Raw genomic sequence first — 19,352 nt, forward strand, 5'->3', positions numbered from 1 at the left:
TCTAGGGGGAAATGGGAATGTACATAGAACAGCTTGAGAAAAGTATGTATGACCTTATTTGCGAAACGTCCACAAATCTGCCGAAGGATGTCCGTCGTGCAGTAAAAGCGGCCAGAGAACAAGAAGACGCAGGCACTCGGGCTGCAATGAGCCTCGATACAATAGCGAAGAATATCAATATGGCAGATGATAAACTCTCTCCAATTTGCCAAGACACAGGATTGCCGACATTCAAAATCAAAACCCCAATTGGAGTCAATCAATTGGAGATTACGGCAGCCATCAAAAAAGCGCTCGTTCAAGCAACGACAGATGGCAAGCTCAGACCGAATGCCGTTGATTCTTTAACTGGTGAGAACAGTGGCGATAATCTCGGCGACGGCCTTCCAGTCATTAAATTCGAGCAATGGGAAAATGATCATATTGAAGTGAAATTGATTCTTAAAGGCGGCGGCTGTGAGAATAAAAATATCCAATATAGCCTGCCGACGGAATTGGTTGGTTTAGGCCGTGCGGGCCGAGATCTTGACGGGATCCGCAAATGCATCCTCCACTCCGTTTATCAAGCGCAAGGTCAAGGCTGTTCCGCAGGCTTCATCGGCGTCGGCATCGGTGGCGACCGGACATCGGGTTATGAGCTTGCGAAAGATCAGCTATTCCGTGCGGTGGATGATGTGAATCCTAACGCAGAGCTCGCCAAATTGGAAGCTTATATACTGGAGTCTGCAAATAAACTCGGCATCGGCACAATGGGCTTCGGCGGCGAGGCGACATTACTAGGATGTAAAATCGGTGTCATGCACCGCATCCCGGCTAGCTTCTATGTTTCCGTTGCATACAATTGCTGGGCTTACCGCCGGATGGCTGTAGATCTCGACCCGGCAACAGGCTCCGTTACAAATTGGCATTATAATGAAGGTGAAAAGCTTTCATTCGAACAAGAGGAAGGACAAACCGAAGTGAAGCAGTCGTCCCGTGTTGTCGAACTGACTGCCCCAATTAGCGAAGAGCAGATCCGTGACCTGAAAGTCGGTGACGTCGTTAAAATCAGCGGCCGCATGTATACGGGACGTGATGCAATCCATAAGCATCTATCGGAGAATGACGCACCAGTAGACCTAGATGGCCAGGTCATCTACCATTGCGGTCCGGTCGTGTTGAAAAATGAGGATGGCGGATACGAAATCGTAGCGGCGGGACCGACGACATCGATTCGCGAAGAGCCATACCAAGGCGACATCATGAAGAAATTCGGAATCCGCGCCGTAATTGGAAAAGGCGGAATGGGACCAAAAACACTTGCCGCTCTGGAGGAACATGGCGGTGTGTATTTGAACGCAATCGGCGGAGCTGCACAATATTATGCAGACTGCATTAAAGCGGTCGAAGGCGTTGATCTTCTCCAATTCGGCATTCCAGAAGCGATGTGGCATTTGCGTGTTGAGGACTTTACAGCCGTCGTCACGATGGATTCACACGGAAACAGCCTGCACGCAGACGTAGATCAATCATCGCTTGAAAAACTATCCCAATTCAAAGAAAAGGTTTTCAGCTAATTCGCTTTCAAGCGGCACATCGATACTGGTGTGCCGTTTTTTTGTGTGGAGTTATAAGTTTCACATTTCCTCTGAACATGCTATACTACTAATTATAATTATTACAATGTCATAATGATTATCAATTCATTTAAAGAAACTGATATTGCTCTGCCAATACTAAACTTTTAACTTAAAGCAAATTAATGAAGATGAAACTCATTCTCAATGGGAGGTTAGTAAATGACAACACAAGCGAATGACTCAATGCGAAGCCCGGCTCATTGGACCGCTCATTTGGAGCTCGTTGCAGCAATTATTTCAGGAGTTTTGATTTTGGCTGCTTGGCTGATTGGAAAAGACGGATCACCCACGCTTTCCATATCCTTATATATTATTGCCTTCCTGATTGGCGGCTTCGCAAAAGCGAAAGAAGGTATTGAGGAAACGATTGCAGATAAGCAATTGAATGTAGAGATGCTGATGGTATTCGCAGCAATCGGCTCCGCCGTTATCGGTTATTGGGCTGAAGGAGCCATCCTGATTTTTATCTTTGCAATTAGCGGAGCCTTAGAGACGTATACGTTAAATAAAAGCCATAAGGAAATCTCGGCTTTAATGGAACTGCAGCCTGAAGTAGCGTTGCTCATCCAGGATGACGGATCAACAGTAAGTGTGGCTACCGCTTCCCTTTCTGTCGGCTCACGTATCCTTGTAAAACCGGGAGAGCGGATTCCGGTCGATGGCGTTATCATCCACGGTACGACTTCCGTCGATATGTCCGCCATCAATGGCGAATCGGTACCTGTCACAAAAGCAAAGGATGACGAATTATTCGCAGGCACTGTCAATATAAGCGGAGCCATTCAAGTCGAAATGACGAAGCCAAGTTCGGAAACGTTGTTCCAAAAAATCATCACGCTTGTCCAAAACGCACAAAGTGAAAAGTCGCCATCCCAGCAATTCATCGAAAAATTTGAAGGCACATACGTGAAAGTCGTCATTTTCACGGTTATCGTAATGATGTTTTTACCGCATTATCTATTCGACTGGGATTGGACGACGACATTTTACCGCGCCATTGTCCTGTTGGTCGTCGCCTCCCCTTGCGCGCTCGTTGCATCAATCATGCCTGCAACGTTGGCTGCCGTTTCAAACGGTGCAAAGAGAGGTGTCCTGTTTAAAGGAGGCATCCATTTGGAGCATCTTGGGTCATTAAAAGCAATCGCCTTCGACAAAACCGGTACATTGACTGCCGGGAAGCCGGTCGTGACCGATTTCATCATTCGTGAAAACGCGGATTCCGACAATGCTCTCGCCCTTCTTTCAAGCATAGAGGCACAATCGAATCACCCACTCGCAGTCGCGATCGTAAAATATGCCGAGGAGCGAGGAATTACCTGGAGGGAAAGCCCACAGATCGAGGACGTTCCTGGATATGGAATACGTGCATTCAGTAATTCCGGTGAAATTCTCGTCGGCAATCCGAAATTTGTCGGGACAAATTTGATTGATGAATTTCATGACGGAATCGTCCATAACCTTTCAAATGAAGGCAAGACAGTCGTTTCCATGAAAGATGCGGAAGGGATCCTCGCTGTCATCGCACTGAAAGATACGCTGCGACCTGAAGCATTCGGTGCGATCAAGGATTTGAAACAACTAGGAATCCAGTCGATCATGTTGACAGGTGACAACGAAAAGACTGCGAGAACGATTGCCAATGAAGCAGGATTGGACCGATACGTGGCGGAATGCCTGCCCGAAACGAAAGTGGAGGAACTGAAGAGGCTTCTGAAGGAACACGGAGAAGTCGGAATGGTAGGAGACGGCATCAATGACGCTCCCGCATTAGCGACAGCCACGTCAGGCATAGCGATGGGTGAAGGCACCGACGTTGCATTGGAAACGGCAGATGTTGTCCTCATGCAAAACGATCTGGCACGCATTTCCTACGCGGTGAAGGTTTCTAAAAAGTTGAACCGGATCGTGAAACAGAATGTTTTCTTTTCCGTCGCAGTCATCGCTATTTTGATCGTCTCCAATTTCATGCAAGTCGTAGATCTGCCGTTAGGCGTCATCGGCCATGAAGGAAGCACGATTCTCGTCATTTTGAATGGATTGCGGATGTTGAATAGAGTTGAATAATGACGAAAAAAGCAATGCATGTCAGCCGACTGCATTGCTTTTTTCTTTCGCTATTTTTGCCTGCTTCCGTTCCGTCATGACCGCGTTCAATTGTCCACCAAGCATTAAGATGATTGCGGAAAAATAGAGCCACATCATGAGGACGATAATTCCTCCGATACTTCCATACGTCTTTGAGTAATTTGCGAAGTTCCCAACGTAAAAGGAAAATGCCAGAGAAGTCAATATCCAACCCGCTGTTGCAAAAAACGCGCCAGGCATCGCACTTTTCAATCGGATTTTCAAATTCGGAACGACCCAGTAAAGTGCAGAAAATACAAGGAAGATCAGAATTGGAGGTATGACCCATCGCAAGCTACCCCAAAATCTCAGGAAGCCTTCCTCATTTCCAAAATAGGAGAATGCCAGAGTTCCGATCTGTTGACCGAATACCGATAACAATAGGGCTACAATCAATACGGCGATTAAAGCGACCGTGAATACGACGGACATTGCTCTTGCAACAAAGAACGATCTTGTTTCTTCAACATGATAAGACCGGTTCATTGCCTTAGTGAGAGCATTCATTCCTTTGGATGCCGACCATATCGTTGCCAAGGCCCCGATTGATAAGAGTCCCCCATTCCGGTTTTTCAGTATCTCCTCGAGCGTATTATGGATTAGTGTATAAACACTATCAGGCGCATAGTCCTTTATGAACAGGTACACCTGTGATTCATCGATGCTCAAGAATGGCAATAGTGTGATCAAGAAGATTAATAGAGGAAAAAGGGACAACAGGAAAAAGAAGGCCAACTGAGAACCTAATCCGGTGATATCCACCAGCTTGATTCTCACGAGGAGCTCCTTCCAAAATCCCTTCGACGTCGTAACATCGAATTTTTCCAAATCTCCATCCTTCACGTCATCCAGGAATTTCATGACACTGGAATTCGCCATGAATCCGCTCTTGTCCTCTTCGGATGGGTATGTTACTTTTTTCGGAGGTAACCGGTCTGTATGCTTCACATGCGACTCACTCCTTCCGGGGCTTATATCTTTTTTGCTTCCATACCTTCTTTCGACTCGTTCACAATCTCTTTGTATTCCTCTTTGGAATCAACAAAGGCGTCTTTCGTGCCGACAACCAGATCTTTCACTTGCGGGGTCAGCGTTTTTAGCTCTTCGACTTGATTTTTAATATATGCAGCATCACCTGAAAATTGTTCGTATATTGATAAGTACTTTTCTTTCTGTTGTTGCAGCTTATCTTTCAGTACATCCGGATTCTTTGAATAATATCCTACTTGCTCGATCATCGCACTTGATTTTCTCTTCACTTGGTAACGGGTGCTTCTATCGAACAAGCTTACAGCTCCGCCTACTAAGGCGCCCAACAAGATAAATCTTCCAAATTTGCTGTTTCCCACGTAATACCCTCCAATATCATTCTAATTTGCATATATCATTATACCCTTGGGACGAAAAAACAAACAATCTCTCCGAATCCACAAAAAAGTCTTGACTAATGGGAAGCAGTTAAGGCATATTAACCATAACACTACCAATATTCTTAATAGTCTAATGCATTAGGTAGTGATTACGGGAGGGAGTCGATAGACGAGGTGAATGTTTTCGTTTGAATAGTAATTCAGAGTCAAAAAGACAAACAAAACAGGGGGTAGTATGATGGAAGCAATCACAGGCTTTCTGGATAAGGCGAGTGGATTTATTTGGGGACCGCCGCTGCTTGTCCTACTTGTGGGAACGGGTATCTTTTTAACTGTAAGACTCGGATTTATCCAAGTTCGTTTATTGCCATATTCACTGAAACAAGTATTTTCCCGCAAACATGATAAAAAAGCTGAGGGTGATATTTCCCAGTTCCAGGCGTTGATGACTGCGATGGCCGCCACAGTCGGTGTAGGTAACATCGTCGGTGTCGCGACAGCGGTATACATGGGCGGTCCGGGAGCCGTCTTCTGGATGTGGCTCGCAGGTTTCTTCGGAATGGCTACAAAATACGGGGAAGCCATCCTTGCGGTCAAATACCGGGTAAAGGATTCCAAAGGTGAAATGGCCGGCGGACCGATGTACTATTTGGAACACGGTCTGAAGAAAAAATGGCTCGGTGTCGCATTCGCAATCTTTGGAGCGCTAGCTGCTTTCGGTATTGGGAATGGTACACAATCGAAAGCAGTTGCGGATGTCATGAATAGCACTTTCAATGTTCCGCATTTGGTTACTGGGATTGCCCTATTAATCTTCGGGGGCCTCGTCATCCTTGGAGGAATCAAATCAATCGGACGAGTTACTGCATTCTTCGTCCCGATAATGGCACTTTTCTACTTCATCGCTGGTGCGATTATTATGGTCATGAATATTAATCTAGTTCCTGAAGCATTTGCTACGATTTTCAAGTATGCATTTACAGGAGAGGCTGCTGCAGGCGGCGCAATTGGGGCTGCTATCCGTTTCGGGGTTGCCCGCGGACTCTTCTCGAATGAAGCTGGGCTCGGTTCAGCACCGATTGCGGCTGCTGCTGCAAGAACGGATATGCCTGGACGCCAAGCACTCATTTCCATGACACAAGTTTTCTTTGATACACTAGTCATCTGTTCAATTACTGGGGTCACAATCGTCATGTCGGGTCAATGGCAAGACAAATCGATTGACGCCGGTGCCTTGACTGCCCAGGCATTCGGAACATTCCTTGGGGATGCTGGTCCGATCATCGTCGCAATCGGCATCGTCTTCTTTGCAACGTCCACTATACTTGGATGGGGCTACTATGGAGAAAAATGCTTCCAATACCTTTTCCCTACAAACGGAGCAGTATTGGGCTACCGTATTGCCTTTGTAGCGTTCATCATTGTCGGATCTCTTGTATCCCTTGACATCGTTTGGCTTCTTGCAGACGTATTGAACGGTTTAATGGCGATTCCTAACTTGATCGGTCTTCTTGGATTGTCTGGCATCATCATCATGGAGACAAAACGATTCAAAGCGAAGATCATTGAAGAGAAAGAAGCTGAAAAAATGGGGAAACCAGCATCGGTTGACAGCAAGTAAGATTAATGTAATGATTAAATCCGATGCTAATGAAGGGCGGACTACATTATGGATCTATCTCAACCAACAGCTGAAAACGTAACGTATATGATTGAAAAGATCAAAGAGAAACTTCGTATGGTCAATGTGGATGCAATGAAAGCTGAAAACTTCAGCACTTCCCAGTATGAGGACTTGGTTTACATGTACGAGATGGTCATGAAAAGGGACACGATCACTCCGAATGAAATGCAAGCCATTGCAGCCGAACTTGGCTCATTACGCAAATGATGAAAAGCCGGTATGACAGGGGAAACCTGGCATACCGGCTTTTTCATTTAAAAAACAGGCGAAAGATATCTTTCACCCGTATATGCATTAATTATTCAACTGATGTCCCATCTTTTAAAACTAGAGGTTGGATAAGAACTTCAACCCGTCTGTTCTTGCTTCTTCCTTCGACAGTGTCATTTGAAGCGACGGGTTTATTTTCACCATACCCCTTCACGCTGAATAGCTGCGGATCCAATTTGTCATTGTTGACAATCGTCTTCAGGAAATTGATCGCCCGCATCATGCTAAGCTCCCAGTTCGAAGGGAATTCCGCGCTGTTGATTGGAATATCATCTGTGTGCCCTGTAATGACAATTTGACGGGGCTTATCAAATACCAGCAGATTGGCGATATCTTTTGATAAAGTTGCATATTGTGGCTTTATCGTCGCTTTTCCTGACTCGAACAGGATGCTGTCCCTGATCGTGATCAGCAGCCCTTCTTCCGTCAATTTCGTTTGGAATTGGTTTTCAAGCTCTTGAACCGCAATATACTCATCAAGTTTATCTTGGATTTCCTCGAGAGATTGCTGGTCCTCCAAGTAGGAAGAGTTTTCATTCTTCTCCCCTATACTGTCTTTCGGGATCGAAACCGGGGTCGGAGCACTACTATCCATTACACCCGTTCCCCCGTCAAAAATCTGGTTGAACACGGATGATAGCTGACTGAATTTGGCTTCATCCAATGAACTCGAAGCGAACAGGACGATAAACAATGCTAATAGCAACGTGAGAAGGTCCGCATAAGGCAAAAGCCAAGATTCATCCATATGCCCTTCGTCCTTGTTCTTCCTCTTACGTCTCCTCGACAACCTGTTCCGCCCCCTTGTCACTCGTATTTTTAGCTGCGAGCTTCCGACGTTCTTCCATTGACAAGTAAGACGCCAGTTTCTGTTCAATCACCCGTGGAGCTTCACCCTCGAGGACTGACAGAATGCCCTCGATCATCATCATCTTCTGGCGCACTTCCTCTTTCGATTTCCGTTGCAATTTATTGGCGAAAGGATGCCAAAGTACATAACCTGTGAAAATCCCGAGCAACGTCGCGATGAATGCCGCGGAAATGGCATGTCCGAGTGCATCGATGTCATTCATGTTCTTCAATGCGGCTATTAATCCGACAACAGCTCCCAACACACCAAGTGTCGGCGCATAAGTACCTGCTTGTGAAAAAATGAGTGCACCTGCCGAATGCCGATCCTCCATGGCTTCCACCTCTTCAGTAAGTACATCACGGATGTAATCGGCATTTTGTCCATCGATTGCCAATCCAAGCCCATTTTTCAGAAATGGGTCAATAATTTCATCTGACTTGGCTTCCAAAGATAATAAGCCTTCACGCCTTGCGACATCCGCCCAACCCGAAAACATCTTGATTAAATCCGAATCCGCCGTCAACTGCTGTTCTTTAAAAATAATGCCGAACAGCTTAGGAACCCGTTTGATCTCCTTCATCGGGAATGCGATGACTACTGCTGCCGCAGTCCCTACAATAATTATGAGGATTGCGGCTATATTTAACAGACTATCCGGTGTAACGCCTTTCATCGCCATACCGACAAAAAGCGCCACTACTCCGAGGATAAGTCCAACAATCGTTGATAAATCCATATCAGTACCTCCATGTCCTATCAGTCTACTTCTTCTTATTTCGACATATTCCCTTCTTTCTTTAGTAATCTTGAATAATAAATATGGCCTCAAATTGAATTGTCACCTATAGTACACATATTCCGGCAGTATAGATTACTATGGATTTTCGAATTTTTCCCTTTGCCTGTTTTCTGACACTAGAGTACTATGAATACATACGGACCAAGGAGGTTGTTTAGTTGTCGACATTTGAAAAGAAGTTGGAGAATTATGCAAAACTGATTGTGGAAGTCGGGGCGAATATCCAAAAGGACCAGACGCTCTTCATCAGCGCTTCCATTGAAACTGCCCCACTTGTCAGAATGGTGGTTGACAAGGCTTATACAGCCGGCGCAAGACACGTCATCGTCGATTGGGCCGATGAGGAACTGATTAAAATTCGCTATAACAAGGCGCCTGCCGAATCATTCTCGGATTTCCCGGAATGGAAAGTGATGGAGCGCGAAAAACTGGCGGAAGGCGGTGCAGCTTTCGTAAGCATCGTGTCTCAAAGTCCTGACTTGCTAAAAGGAGTGGACCCTTCCCGCATAGCAGACGTCCAAAAAGCAAGCGGAAAAGCGCTCAGCAATTACCGGAAAATGATGATGGCCGATCGCTTCAGCTGGTCAGTCGTCGCGGCTCCTTCAAAGGCATGGGCTGCAAAAGTCTTTCCGGAGCTGGATGAATCCGAACAAGTCCCCGCACTCTGGGAAGCCATCTTCAAAGCGGTTCGGGCAGATCAGGAAGATCCAGTAGGCGCTTGGAAGGAACTTGATCGTACTCTGATAGAAAAAGCCGATTATCTGACTGAAAAAGCATATGCCAAACTTCATTACAAGGCACCTGGCACTGAATTAACGATTGAATTGCCAAAAGGGCATCTCTGGATTGGCGGCGGTAGTGTGAATGTCGATGGTAATGCATTCATGGCCAATATGCCAACTGAGGAAGTATTTACAGTCCCACATAAGACAGGCGTGAACGGATACGTCAAAAACACGAAGCCGCTCAGCTACGGCGGCAATATCATCGATGATTTTACAATCACTTTCAAGGACGGACGGATTACAGAAGTGAGCGCGGTTCAAGGTGAGGAAGTCCTCCAACATCTGATCGATACAGATGAAGGGGCCAAGCATCTCGGAGAAGTCGCACTTGTTCCGCATGCGTCGCCAATTTCCGAGTCCGGACTTCTCTTCTACAATACATTGTTCGATGAAAATGCATCGAATCATCTTGCAATCGGCAGTGCCTATTCCTTCTGTCTGGAAGGCGGTAAAACGATGTCGACGGAAGAGTTGGAAGAACATGGATTGAACCAAAGCATCACACATGTCGACTTCATGATCGGCTCGGAGGAAATGGATATTGATGGAGAGTTGGCGGACGGAACAATCGAACCTATCTTCCGCAGTGGAAACTGGGCATTCTGACTTCGGACACAATTTAGTAATAGAATTGAATCTGCTCTTTAATTATTCCAGGAATGTAGTATAATGAATGTACACTAACATTTATTGTAGGGAGGGGTCTCATCATGGGCTTGATGTTTACTACAGTTATCGGTTACACAATTGTACTTGGTATAGCAGCATTTTTCACAATGCATTTTCTCGGGAAGGCTCTCAATTCTGCCGATGCAGAAATAATTGATCCAAAACCGGAAGTAAAATAAATAAATCAAAGAGTTGCCACTTGGCAGCTCTTTTCTTTTTCTGTACACTACTTACTATAGTTTGAATGTATCTTAAAAAGAGATGTTTCAGCTCTTTAAATCCCAATTGAAAAATGGAGGGGCCTCATCATGACACTATTGTCTGAAATCATTGCGTACAATAAAGAATTTGTAAACGAAAAGAAATATGAAGAGTACGCCACTACAAAATTCCCCGATAAGAAAATTGTCATCTTGACTTGTATGGACACAAGGCTGACAGAACTTCTCCCAAAAGCGATGAACCTACGGAACGGCGATGCGAAGATCATCAAAAGCGCCGGCGCTATCGTCACTCATCCTTTTGGCGGGATCATGAGGAGCATCATAATCGCCTTATATGAATTGCAGGCCGATGAAGTTTATATTATCGGGCATCACGACTGTGGAATGAGCTCAATCGACACCAAACAGATCATCGGCAAGATGGTTGATCGTGGAGTAGACAAAAATCTGTTTAAAACGTTACAATACTCAGGCATCAATATGAAAGAATGGCTGCGCGGCTTCAATGATGTCACTGAAAGCGTAAAAAGAAGTGTGGACCAAGTGCGGAATCACCCACTTATGGACCGCAAAGTGGCTGTGCACGGCCTCGTCGCCCACCCCGACACAGGTCTATTGGATATCATCGTCGACGGATACGATGCAATCGACGAAAACTGACACGTGGAATTACTTATTACCCGGGAAATAGACAAAAACCGATTCTTCAAGGGAAGAATCGGCTTTTTAATTGTGCTCTTAGTTTCCGCCAGGCGGCCTTACCCTTTCAATAGTCGTCCGCCAAGCAGGCATACATATAATGATCTTCCCAACAACCGTTAATGTACAAAAGTTTTCTCAGCAATCCTTCACGGATAAAACCGGCATTCTCCAGCACTCTGACGGAACCGGCATTACGGGGAGAGACAAATGCCTCCACCCGATGCAGTGAAACTGTTTCGAATGCGAATTCTGTAACGATTCTCACCGCTTCTGTCGCAAGACCTCTCCCCGTTTCCCGTTCGTCGATTGAATAACCAACGAAGCCACTTGAAAACGGCAGCCTTTTAATACTGTATAACGATATATGACCGATCAACCTGCTTGTTTCGGCGTCAAATATTCCAAAGTTATATTCGCGCCGATCTCTCATTTGATAAATGGATTCCCTTATCTTATCCCGCTGGACAGAAACCGTATAGTAGCTCGATTCATGACGAGGCTCAAAGACCGTCCAATAGTCCCGATTCGCTTTGAGCAGCTGGGTGAATATAGCAGCATCGTCTTCTGTCAATATACGTAAATAACAAGTTCGCCCTTCAAGCAGAATCAATGCGTCTTCACCTTTCTTCGGCAGCTATTTTTAAAAATTCTTCTACGTCTTTCACACATAACGCCACACCTTTTGCCCAGAATTCCTCTTTTGTTATATCTTCCCCGAGATGCTTCATCGCAAGATCCTCGACAGACATGATGGCCGTGTCGCGCAGTAGAGCTATATATTTCTGTTCAAACGATTCCCCTTCTTCAATGGCTTCGGCATAAATGCTCAATGAGAACAGGTATCCGAATGTATACGGGAAGTTATAGAATGGTGTCCCTGTAATATAAAAGTGCAGCTTCGAAGCCCAGAAGTGCGGATGAACTGTATCAAGAGCTCCTCCATATGCTTCTTTTTGCGCTTCTGCCATCAACTCATTCAATCTCGCAGCAGGAACTACTCCATTTTTCCTTTCCTCGTAAAAACGCGTCTCGAACAGGAAGCGTGCATGGATATTCATGAAGAATGCCACACTGCGCTGAACTTTATCCTCAAGCAATGCAAGTTTCTCCTCTTCCGTTTCCGCCGACTTGACGGAAGCGTCCGCGACAATCATTTCAGCGAAAGTGGAAGCCGTTTCTGCAACGCCCATTGCGTATTGCCGATTCATATAATGGACTGGTCGCAATGCGTACGAATGGAACGCATGACCCAGTTCATGCGCCAACGTTGCCACATTGGACATGGAGCCGCTATACGTCATGAAGATGCGGGATTGTTCTGAAACCGGCATGCCCGTACAGAATCCTCCCGGACGTTTATCCGCACGGTCTTCAGCTTCGATCCAGCTATCTTCAAATGCTTTCCTCGAAAATGACTCCAGTTCCGGACCGAATTTGCCGAAGTGCTCCAAGATGAATTCAGCGCCTTCCTGGAACGGCATTTCCTTCGTGGATGAAGTGACGGGTGCATCTAAATCATACCAATTCATATTTTCATTTCCTAATAGTTCGGCTTTCCGCTTCAGATATTCTACAAATGGGGCTTTATTGGCACTGATAGCCCCCCACATTGCGTCGAGCGTCTCTTGGCTCATCCGATTCCGCATGAGAGGCTCTTTCAGAACGGACTCCCAGCCGCGCTTCTTATAGACAGCCAAGCGGAATCCAGCAAGGTGGTTCAATGTTGAGGCAAAGAAATCCTCTTTCGCGCCCCACGCCTCTTCGAGTTTTTCGAACGCTTCCTTGCGTACTGCGACATTTGCATGGGAACTTAAATTATTCGCCTGGCCAACGGAAAGTTTCTTCTCTTCTCCGTCAACTGTCATTTCAATTGTAATGTCCCCTACAAGCTGATCGTATAATTGACCCCATCCTTGGTAGCCATCGACACTTAACGCAGTGATAAGGCTTTCTTCCTCCTCGGACAGTTTCATTTGAACTTCTTCGCGCCATTCTTGTAGAATAAAATTGAATTGGACAAGTTGCTCTGTCGCCAACAAGTCTTTCCAAACATTATCCTCGGTCTTAGCAACAGCTTGTTTGATCTTCAAAATGGCAGTCTGGAATCGCGCTCCCAGCGAGGCAACTTCAGCCTGTAGAAGAAGCGCTTTTTTATCTTTCGTATTCGCGGCGATGAAACATCCGATGACTGCTCCCGCTTCCCTTAGATTTTTCGAAGTGTTTTTGATTTCATCAATTACATGAAGAATTTGATCCGCATTTTCCACAGTTGTAGGTGTTCGTGTGGCAGCTGCAAGGTTTTCCAGTTCACTAATCTGATTTTTCACTTCATCTAGGTGAGTACGAAGCTCCTCCGAACCGCTGCCGCCCTTGAAAAATACTTCTAAATCCCAAACTTGTGAATATGTTTTTGTCGTAGTCAATGAAAGTCCCCCTAATCATTCGGAAAATTGTAATTAAAACATATTTTTATTATACCATGAATCTTCGAGATTCGAAATAATGGATTTGTGACGGAAACTTCATACTTTCCTTCGCACAGTTCCCTATTCCTATGTATACTGTTCAGAGGGAGGATGTACTATGTCAAGAATACTTCTAATGACCCTGTCACTATGCACAGTCATACTATTAAATATAACCGCAAGCTTCTACTCATTGAATGGAAACACAACAGGCGAAATCACAAGTCGGCTTCCGTTGTTATTCTTACCGGCAAACTATGTATTGATCATCTGTTGGTTGCTCTATATCATGATCTTTTTCTGGATTTTCAATTTCAAAAAGACTTTCCACAAGATGAGCTCCGCACATCGAAACCGCGTCACTTTCCTTTTCGTAGTAAGTTGCCTTTTGCATATTGCTTGGATTTCCCTTTGGCACTTCGGATTTTTCACTGGAACGGTCATTACGAAAATAGTTTTGCTTATTGTGCTGCTCACTCTATATGTTACTTTCCCAAAAATGGATAATCGAATGCTAGGCAGAGTGCCATTCAGTCTGCTAACTGGATGGATCTTCATTACAACTGTCTCGAATATCAGTTATTTTCTAATGATCCATGGTTGGACTGGGTTCGGGTTAAGTGATCCTTTATGGGCCGTTATCTTTTTAACGATTTCCACGGCGTTTGCTTTACATTTTATGTACCACTACAAGGATTATGTGATGAATCTTGTATTTGTTTGGGCGTTTATCGGGATTGCCGTCAAGAATGGTACGGAGGAGCTGTTCATATCCGCAGCAGCCATCTTTTTATCCGCCGTCATCATCGCATGCATCTTCCTGTTTTCAAGCAGACGTACGCATTAAAAAATAGCAGGAGCATGATGACACATGCCCCTGCTATTTTTATGTTCTTTGAATAAGTCTAGGCGCGGATGTGAAAAGAACAACCGCTACGATTGCACACAATATGATGGATGGAATCATATAGGATCCATTGTATACCAAGGAGTACAACCAAGCCGGCTGGTCTCCGGCATATTCAGCGAAAAACACCATACCGCCAATAAAGTGGGCCAAGTACCGAAGAAGGCCGCCCAACACCGTCCCGACAATTATTGATGCAGCCATCGAGCCTTTGCGTCCAGCCGCTTTGCTATTAATAAGCCATCTGAGTGTGGACGCCGCCAATCCAACAACCGTGTATGCGACAAAATAATCTAAAGCGCCTTGCACGGGGTGGATGATATAGCCCCCTATCACAGCTTGCAGGAGACCCGATATCAATCCGGTCAATAAACCGCCAGAAACTCCCCATCGATATGCCATCAAGATGATCGGCAACATTGATAAGGTGACGGACCCGCCTTGAGGCATTTTAAATAGCGTCAAGTTATCCAATACAAACGATAAAGCTCCTAGAATGGCAACCTCCAACATTAATTGAAGTCTTTTGCGATCCAATTGTAATTCCCCCTTTTTTTAGTCGAAGGGATACGGAATGAAAAAATCGGTTTGTCTGCCTTGACAAGGCATCACTACTAGCCTGCACGTTTGAATTATGCCGAACATGGCTACGGTTAGTAAACAGCTTCAAAAATTTTTTGCAACAAAAAAACGACCTCCCGGATAGAACCGAGACATCGATCATTGTCAGTTTCCATCCACATCCCTACGCAAGCATGAACTTACAGGTTCGAAGGGTCAGGACGAATGTCCAATCTCAGCCGTTAGGCACCCCTTGTGGTCATGTAATTCAATTGTCGTATCCATTGTATATGTTACAGTACTTATAAGCAAGATGAATTGTAAACTACTTATTAGAAATTGAGGGAGGTAAGCCCATGACCAATAATAAACTATTATCAGCTCTCTGTTATTTCAGCATCTTCTTTTCACCGCTTCTGCTGCCTGCAATCGTCTTTTTTGTCACTGATGACCATGATGTGAAAGGGCATGCGAAACGTTCGCTAATCTCGCACCTTATACCAGTTGTGCTTCTCATTGCCGGCTTCGTCCTGTTTACGTTTTCGATGATTTCCTACGAATCGAGAATGCACACAATGTTGACGGGGCAATTCGACTTTTGGGGACTGGCCCCTTTCCTGTTCATGCTCATCTATGGACTGCTGTTTTTAATCGTCGTCATCTGGAATGTCTACCACGGCGTTAAAGTATTGAAATGATAGGGATGAAAGGAATATGAGCTAAATCAATGTGGATGGATTGTCAATGCTCTAGCCTGCTACAAATACCATTGCTTTCCGTTCCGATCGGACGCTTTCCGCGGGCACGGCTTCAGCCTCCTCACTACGCTTCACTTCGTTGCGGGGTCTTCAGCTCGCGCTGTTCCCGCTGGAGTCGCCGATCTCCACTCCAATCAATTGGAGTATCCTTAAATTTTCAGCTGCAAGGCAACAGTAAAGACATGAAAAGGTAATTCTTATTGCAGGCTCTGTTAAGAATCATTATTGATTAATATTGAAAAAGGACATATTTAGGGTCAATTTTTATTCGAACGCGACCGTGCGTTAAATATTTCAGGTTAATACTTTATAGTAATAGCCAATGTTCCCCATTGTTTTTCCTGTTCTGGAGTATATATTTCATAGGTTCCTTCTACCATATCTCTCATTGACCAACCTTCACAATCAAAATCTCGAAACGGAATATCTTCATACATTTGTTCAAATGTATCGTATTTTCTTAAATCCGTAACTTGTACCTTCAATGTTTCATTTCCTTCAGGCACCTTTATAAATTCGATACTATCACCAACTTTAATTCCCCTTCGCCTCTCATCGTTTAAACGGACCTCTACCGTCTTTTTCCCTTCTCTAATTGCATTAAAATACTCTCCGTACAATCCCATTTTATGCACTCTTTTATTCACCCCTATTTTGCACTTCAATTAATAACCTAATCCATTAACCGCATTTTGTATTTCGCTGTCTATTTCACTATTGAGATCCATTTCATACACATAAAAAAGAACCTATAGTTGAACAAGAAAAAAGAGCCACGGAAGAAGCCCACCAGTCTTCTTGTAAAGCAGCGGTTGTTAATGCAATAACTTTTTAATCAGGAGCTAATGAAATAGGCTAGTATTGGAAGTAAGATTATTATAAATACACTTTGGATAAATGTAACAGTGATATCTTTCTTCCAACTATTATTTAAACGGAAAGCCATTCTTTGAAATAAAAGTAAAACTATCCACAAACATAATAAAGCAACAATAATCGAACTAAAATTACTGTAAAAGTCATTGTACAATTAAACCACCCCCTATCCCCATATTTGAATTAAGGTACCCTTTCCGTGCAACAACTTACTTATATCAACATATTCAACGCAATCAAAAAAAATCTTCTACGTAAACTAACCTGATACGTTATTTTAAGTATTCAACAAAAAAGGACATAAATCCTTTAATGGATTTACGGCCTCGTTAGCTAAGTAAACATTACCTATCTGGTCCAGCATTACTTTCAGCCACTTTAAAGTTATCCTCAGCCGGAACTGATTTAATAAAAACTGAAAACCAACTAGGATAGGCATACGTTTATTTACGAGCGAATAATTATGTTATAATCAGATGGTAAATTACGTTTCAAAGAAGGGACCTGTAAATCATGATTGTAAAGAACAACGAAGAGATCGAAGCTTTGAAAAAGATCGGTCGCATCGTCGCAGAGGTGCGGGAAGCGATGAAAGCGGCGACTGTTCCTGGTGTTACGACAAAAGAGATTGATGAACTCGGAGGACGACTTCTTGCTGAGCGCGGAGCTGTATCCGCACCGATTGACCAATATGAGTTCCCGGGCTATACATGCATCAGTGTCAATCATGAAGTTGCCCACGGCATTCCGGGTTCACGTGTGATTCAAGACGGCGACCTTGTTAATATCGATGTGTCCGCGTCATTTGGCGGATACTTTGCCGATACCGGCATTTCATTCGTCGTCGGTGCATCCGATGAAAAGAAGCAACTGCTTTGCGACGTGGCAAAACAAGCTTTTGACCGTGCTATGACAAAAGTGAGAGCAGGTTCTAGTTTGAACCAGATCGGGAAGGCAGTCGAGCGGGAAGCGAAGGATAACGGCCTGAAAGTCATAAAGAACTTGACTGGGCACGGAATCGGAACATCTTTGCACGAAGAACCTCAGCATATTCTTAATTATTATGACGCATGGGATAAAACATTGATGAAAGAAGGCATGGTGCTGGCGGTCGAGCCGTTCATCTCCGAAAAAGCCGAGCATATCATTGAACTTGGAGACGGATGGACCTTCGTCACTCCGGATAAATCCCTCGTCGCTCAAATTGAACATACAATTATTGTCACAAAAGACGAACCCATTATTCTTACCCAGTTATAAGAAAAGGGGCTGTCCAGAAAGTCGATGGATTGACTTTCTGGCAGCCCCTTTTGCATGGGGTTGAACTATATGCTCACTTGATGAGGTTTATGATCACTTACCTGGATTTATGATCACTCGCCAAGTTTTATGATCACTTATCCGGGCTAATAATCACTCCCACAGACGAAATAGGGCTGTCCAGAAAGTCAGTAAAAACAAACTTTCTGGACAGCCCTTGCCTTATTTCTTCTTCGGTTTATTTACTTCTTTCTGACTGCCTACCGTCTTCGAATTCCCTTCGGTCAACTTCCCTTTATACCAGACCTTTTGGACAGGCTTGAATCCTTTTGAAAGCTTCCTGTACGTCCGTTCTTCAGGATATGAAAGCAATGTAAGCACTTCCCCGTCCTCTCCTGCACGTCCTGTCCGTCCTGAACGATGCAGGTATTGTTCCACCGTATGAGGGACATCGACGTGGATGACATGGGTCAGTCCTTGTATATCCAATCCTCTGGCAGCTAGATCGGTTGCTATTAAAATCCGGATTTCACCTTTCCGGAAGTTTTCCAATGTGTCCTGCCTTTCGAATTTCGTCATTGAAGAGTAGAGGACCGCAACCGGTGCTTCATTATATTGCAGCTTCATTTCCTTCATTCGAAGCTGATCTACATTATTCATAAAAGCAAGCGCCCTTATTGAGGGCAAGTGTGCTAGACCCCGAAGAAGGTTTGTTTTATCCCGGGCTTCCGTCTTCACAAATGAATGGACCACTTTGCCTGACAACGGCATATCTTCGACAGAGACATGCAAACGGATTGGATCATTCATCAATTTTTTCGCGACGAGTTCAATTTCGTCCGTGATTGTGGCGGAAACGACAGCAACTTGACGTTCCGGATTCGCTGCTTCAATCAAATCCTTCACGATGACACGGTGATCCCGTGCTAATAGCTGATCGCCTTCATCCAGCACGATGTAACGGATGTCATGCATTTTCAAACGCTTCGCTTTTACAAGCTCGACGAGACGTCCCGGAGTTCCGACAACGATCGTCGGCTTCTTTTTCAAACGTTCGATCTGCCGTTGCATGTTCGCCCCGCCGATCAGTTGGGTAACGGTAATATCCGTACCTTCCACCCATTCGCGGATGACATTGACGATCTGCATCGACAACTCCTGGGAAGGTGCCATGATCAACGCTTGTGTCTGCATCTTCTTCCCGTCCACCTGTTGGAGGATAGGCAAGACATACGCAAGCGTCTTCCCGGTTCCGGTCGGTGATTCCGCGACGACATCCCGGCCATTCAATAATTCCGGGATCATTTGCGATTGGATCGGTGTTTCCCTTTCAAACTTCCACTTATTCTTAATAGTATCGTCCATTTTTTCCAAGAAGGACATTCTCATCCCTGCTTTCCCTATTCCTTATCTTATAATGGACCGA

19 protein-coding genes and 1 riboswitch are annotated in these 19,352 nt (G+C 44.8%); of the genes, 10 read left to right on the forward strand and 9 right to left on the reverse strand.

All coding sequences use genetic code 11. The features are described from left to right. The first annotated feature begins 17 nt into the window (after positions 1–17). Entirely contained in the window at positions 18–1,556 is a 1,539-nt protein-coding gene (locus M3191_RS12560; RefSeq protein ID WP_285853352.1) for a fumarate hydratase, read from the forward strand. 222 nt (positions 1,557–1,778) lie between these two features. Next, entirely contained in the window at positions 1,779–3,683 is a 1,905-nt protein-coding gene (locus M3191_RS12565) for a heavy metal translocating P-type ATPase (RefSeq protein ID WP_251700726.1), read from the forward strand. Between the two features lie 21 nt (positions 3,684–3,704). On the opposite strand, the gene M3191_RS12570 is transcribed toward M3191_RS12565, so the two are convergent. Both M3191_RS12570 and M3191_RS12575 read right to left on the reverse strand, forming a co-directional pair. Next, positions 3,705–4,691 (reverse strand): YihY/virulence factor BrkB family protein, encoded by a 987-nt coding sequence (locus tag M3191_RS12570; RefSeq protein ID WP_353056528.1) that lies wholly within the window; start codon positions 4,689–4,691, stop codon positions 3,705–3,707. A 23-nt stretch (positions 4,692–4,714) separates the two neighbouring features. Continuing rightward, positions 4,715–5,092 (reverse strand): YtxH domain-containing protein, encoded by a 378-nt coding sequence (locus M3191_RS12575; RefSeq protein WP_251700727.1) that lies wholly within the window; start codon positions 5,090–5,092, stop codon positions 4,715–4,717. A 259-nt stretch (positions 5,093–5,351) separates the two neighbouring features. On the opposite strand from M3191_RS12575, the gene M3191_RS12580 reads away from it, so the two are divergent. Both M3191_RS12580 and M3191_RS12585 read left to right on the forward strand, forming a co-directional pair. Further along, complete coding sequence (locus M3191_RS12580) at positions 5,352–6,734, forward strand: alanine/glycine:cation symporter family protein (protein ID WP_251700728.1); 1,383 nt, start codon at positions 5,352–5,354, stop codon at positions 6,732–6,734. Between the two features lie 48 nt (positions 6,735–6,782). Beyond that, a complete protein-coding gene (locus M3191_RS12585) occupies positions 6,783–7,004 on the forward strand; it encodes a DUF1128 domain-containing protein (RefSeq protein WP_251700729.1) in 222 nt (73 codons plus the stop codon). A gap of 91 nt (positions 7,005–7,095) precedes the next feature. Here M3191_RS12585 and motB read toward each other — a convergent pair whose 3' ends face one another. Next, positions 7,096–7,857: a flagellar motor protein MotB gene (gene motB / locus M3191_RS12590; RefSeq protein ID WP_251700730.1), complete on the reverse strand. Its 762-nt coding sequence runs from the start codon at positions 7,855–7,857 to the stop codon at positions 7,096–7,098. Beyond that, the gene (motA, locus tag M3191_RS12595) at positions 7,841–8,656 is read right to left on the reverse strand and encodes a flagellar motor stator protein MotA (RefSeq protein ID WP_251700731.1); all 816 of its coding nucleotides are present in this window, start codon (positions 8,654–8,656) and stop codon (positions 7,841–7,843) included. Before motA ends, motB begins: the two co-directional genes overlap by 17 nt. 221 nt (positions 8,657–8,877) lie before the next feature. On the opposite strand from motA, the gene M3191_RS12600 reads away from it, so the two are divergent. From M3191_RS12600 to M3191_RS12610, 3 genes are all read left to right on the forward strand, one after another. Beyond that, positions 8,878–10,110: an aminopeptidase gene (locus M3191_RS12600; protein WP_251700732.1), complete on the forward strand. Its 1,233-nt coding sequence runs from the start codon at positions 8,878–8,880 to the stop codon at positions 10,108–10,110. A gap of 104 nt (positions 10,111–10,214) precedes the next feature. After that, on the forward strand, positions 10,215–10,352 hold the full coding sequence (locus M3191_RS12605; RefSeq protein ID WP_251696437.1) for a hypothetical protein: 138 nt from the start codon (positions 10,215–10,217) through the stop codon (positions 10,350–10,352). Positions 10,353–10,481: 129 nt separating this feature from the next. Next, complete coding sequence (locus M3191_RS12610) at positions 10,482–11,057, forward strand: beta-class carbonic anhydrase (RefSeq protein ID WP_251700733.1); 576 nt, start codon at positions 10,482–10,484, stop codon at positions 11,055–11,057. 106 nt (positions 11,058–11,163) lie between these two features. Here M3191_RS12610 and M3191_RS12615 read toward each other — a convergent pair whose 3' ends face one another. After that, positions 11,164–11,709: a GNAT family N-acetyltransferase gene (locus tag M3191_RS12615; RefSeq protein ID WP_251700734.1), complete on the reverse strand. Its 546-nt coding sequence runs from the start codon at positions 11,707–11,709 to the stop codon at positions 11,164–11,166. Between the two features lie 7 nt (positions 11,710–11,716). Further along, on the reverse strand, positions 11,717–13,522 hold the full coding sequence (locus M3191_RS12620) for a M3 family oligoendopeptidase (RefSeq protein WP_251700735.1): 1,806 nt from the start codon (positions 13,520–13,522) through the stop codon (positions 11,717–11,719). A 160-nt stretch (positions 13,523–13,682) separates the two neighbouring features. On the opposite strand from M3191_RS12620, the gene M3191_RS12625 reads away from it, so the two are divergent. Further along, a complete protein-coding gene (locus tag M3191_RS12625; protein WP_251700736.1) occupies positions 13,683–14,411 on the forward strand; it encodes a tryptophan-rich sensory protein in 729 nt (242 codons plus the stop codon). Between the two features lie 39 nt (positions 14,412–14,450). Here M3191_RS12625 and thiT read toward each other — a convergent pair whose 3' ends face one another. Then, positions 14,451–15,008 carry an energy-coupled thiamine transporter ThiT gene (gene thiT, locus M3191_RS12630; RefSeq protein WP_251700737.1) on the reverse strand — a complete coding sequence of 186 codons (558 nt, stop codon included), beginning with the start codon at positions 15,006–15,008 and terminating at the stop codon, positions 14,451–14,453. 188 nt (positions 15,009–15,196) lie between these two features. Continuing rightward, a riboswitch (TPP riboswitch) is annotated at positions 15,197–15,296 on the reverse strand. 92 nt (positions 15,297–15,388) lie between these two features. Between thiT and M3191_RS12635 the strand changes: the two genes are divergently transcribed. Further along, a complete protein-coding gene (locus M3191_RS12635; protein WP_251700738.1) occupies positions 15,389–15,730 on the forward strand; it encodes a DUF4870 domain-containing protein in 342 nt (113 codons plus the stop codon). A 359-nt stretch (positions 15,731–16,089) separates the two neighbouring features. On the opposite strand, the gene M3191_RS12640 is transcribed toward M3191_RS12635, so the two are convergent. Beyond that, positions 16,090–16,416 (reverse strand): ASCH domain-containing protein, encoded by a 327-nt coding sequence (locus M3191_RS12640; RefSeq protein ID WP_251700739.1) that lies wholly within the window; start codon positions 16,414–16,416, stop codon positions 16,090–16,092. A gap of 763 nt (positions 16,417–17,179) precedes the next feature. On the opposite strand from M3191_RS12640, the gene map reads away from it, so the two are divergent. Continuing rightward, entirely contained in the window at positions 17,180–17,926 is a 747-nt protein-coding gene (map, locus tag M3191_RS12645; RefSeq protein WP_251700740.1) for a type I methionyl aminopeptidase, read from the forward strand. A 222-nt stretch (positions 17,927–18,148) separates the two neighbouring features. Here the strand turns inward: map and M3191_RS12650 are convergent, their stop codons facing one another. Next, positions 18,149–19,309, reverse strand: a complete 1,161-nt coding sequence (locus M3191_RS12650) for a DEAD/DEAH box helicase (RefSeq protein ID WP_251700741.1) — start codon at positions 19,307–19,309, stop codon at positions 18,149–18,151. Positions 19,310–19,352: the final 43 nt, after the last annotated feature.

This window comes from Sporosarcina luteola, assembly GCF_023715535.1.
Lineage (GTDB): Bacteria > Bacillota > Bacilli > Bacillales_A > Planococcaceae > Sporosarcina > Sporosarcina luteola_B.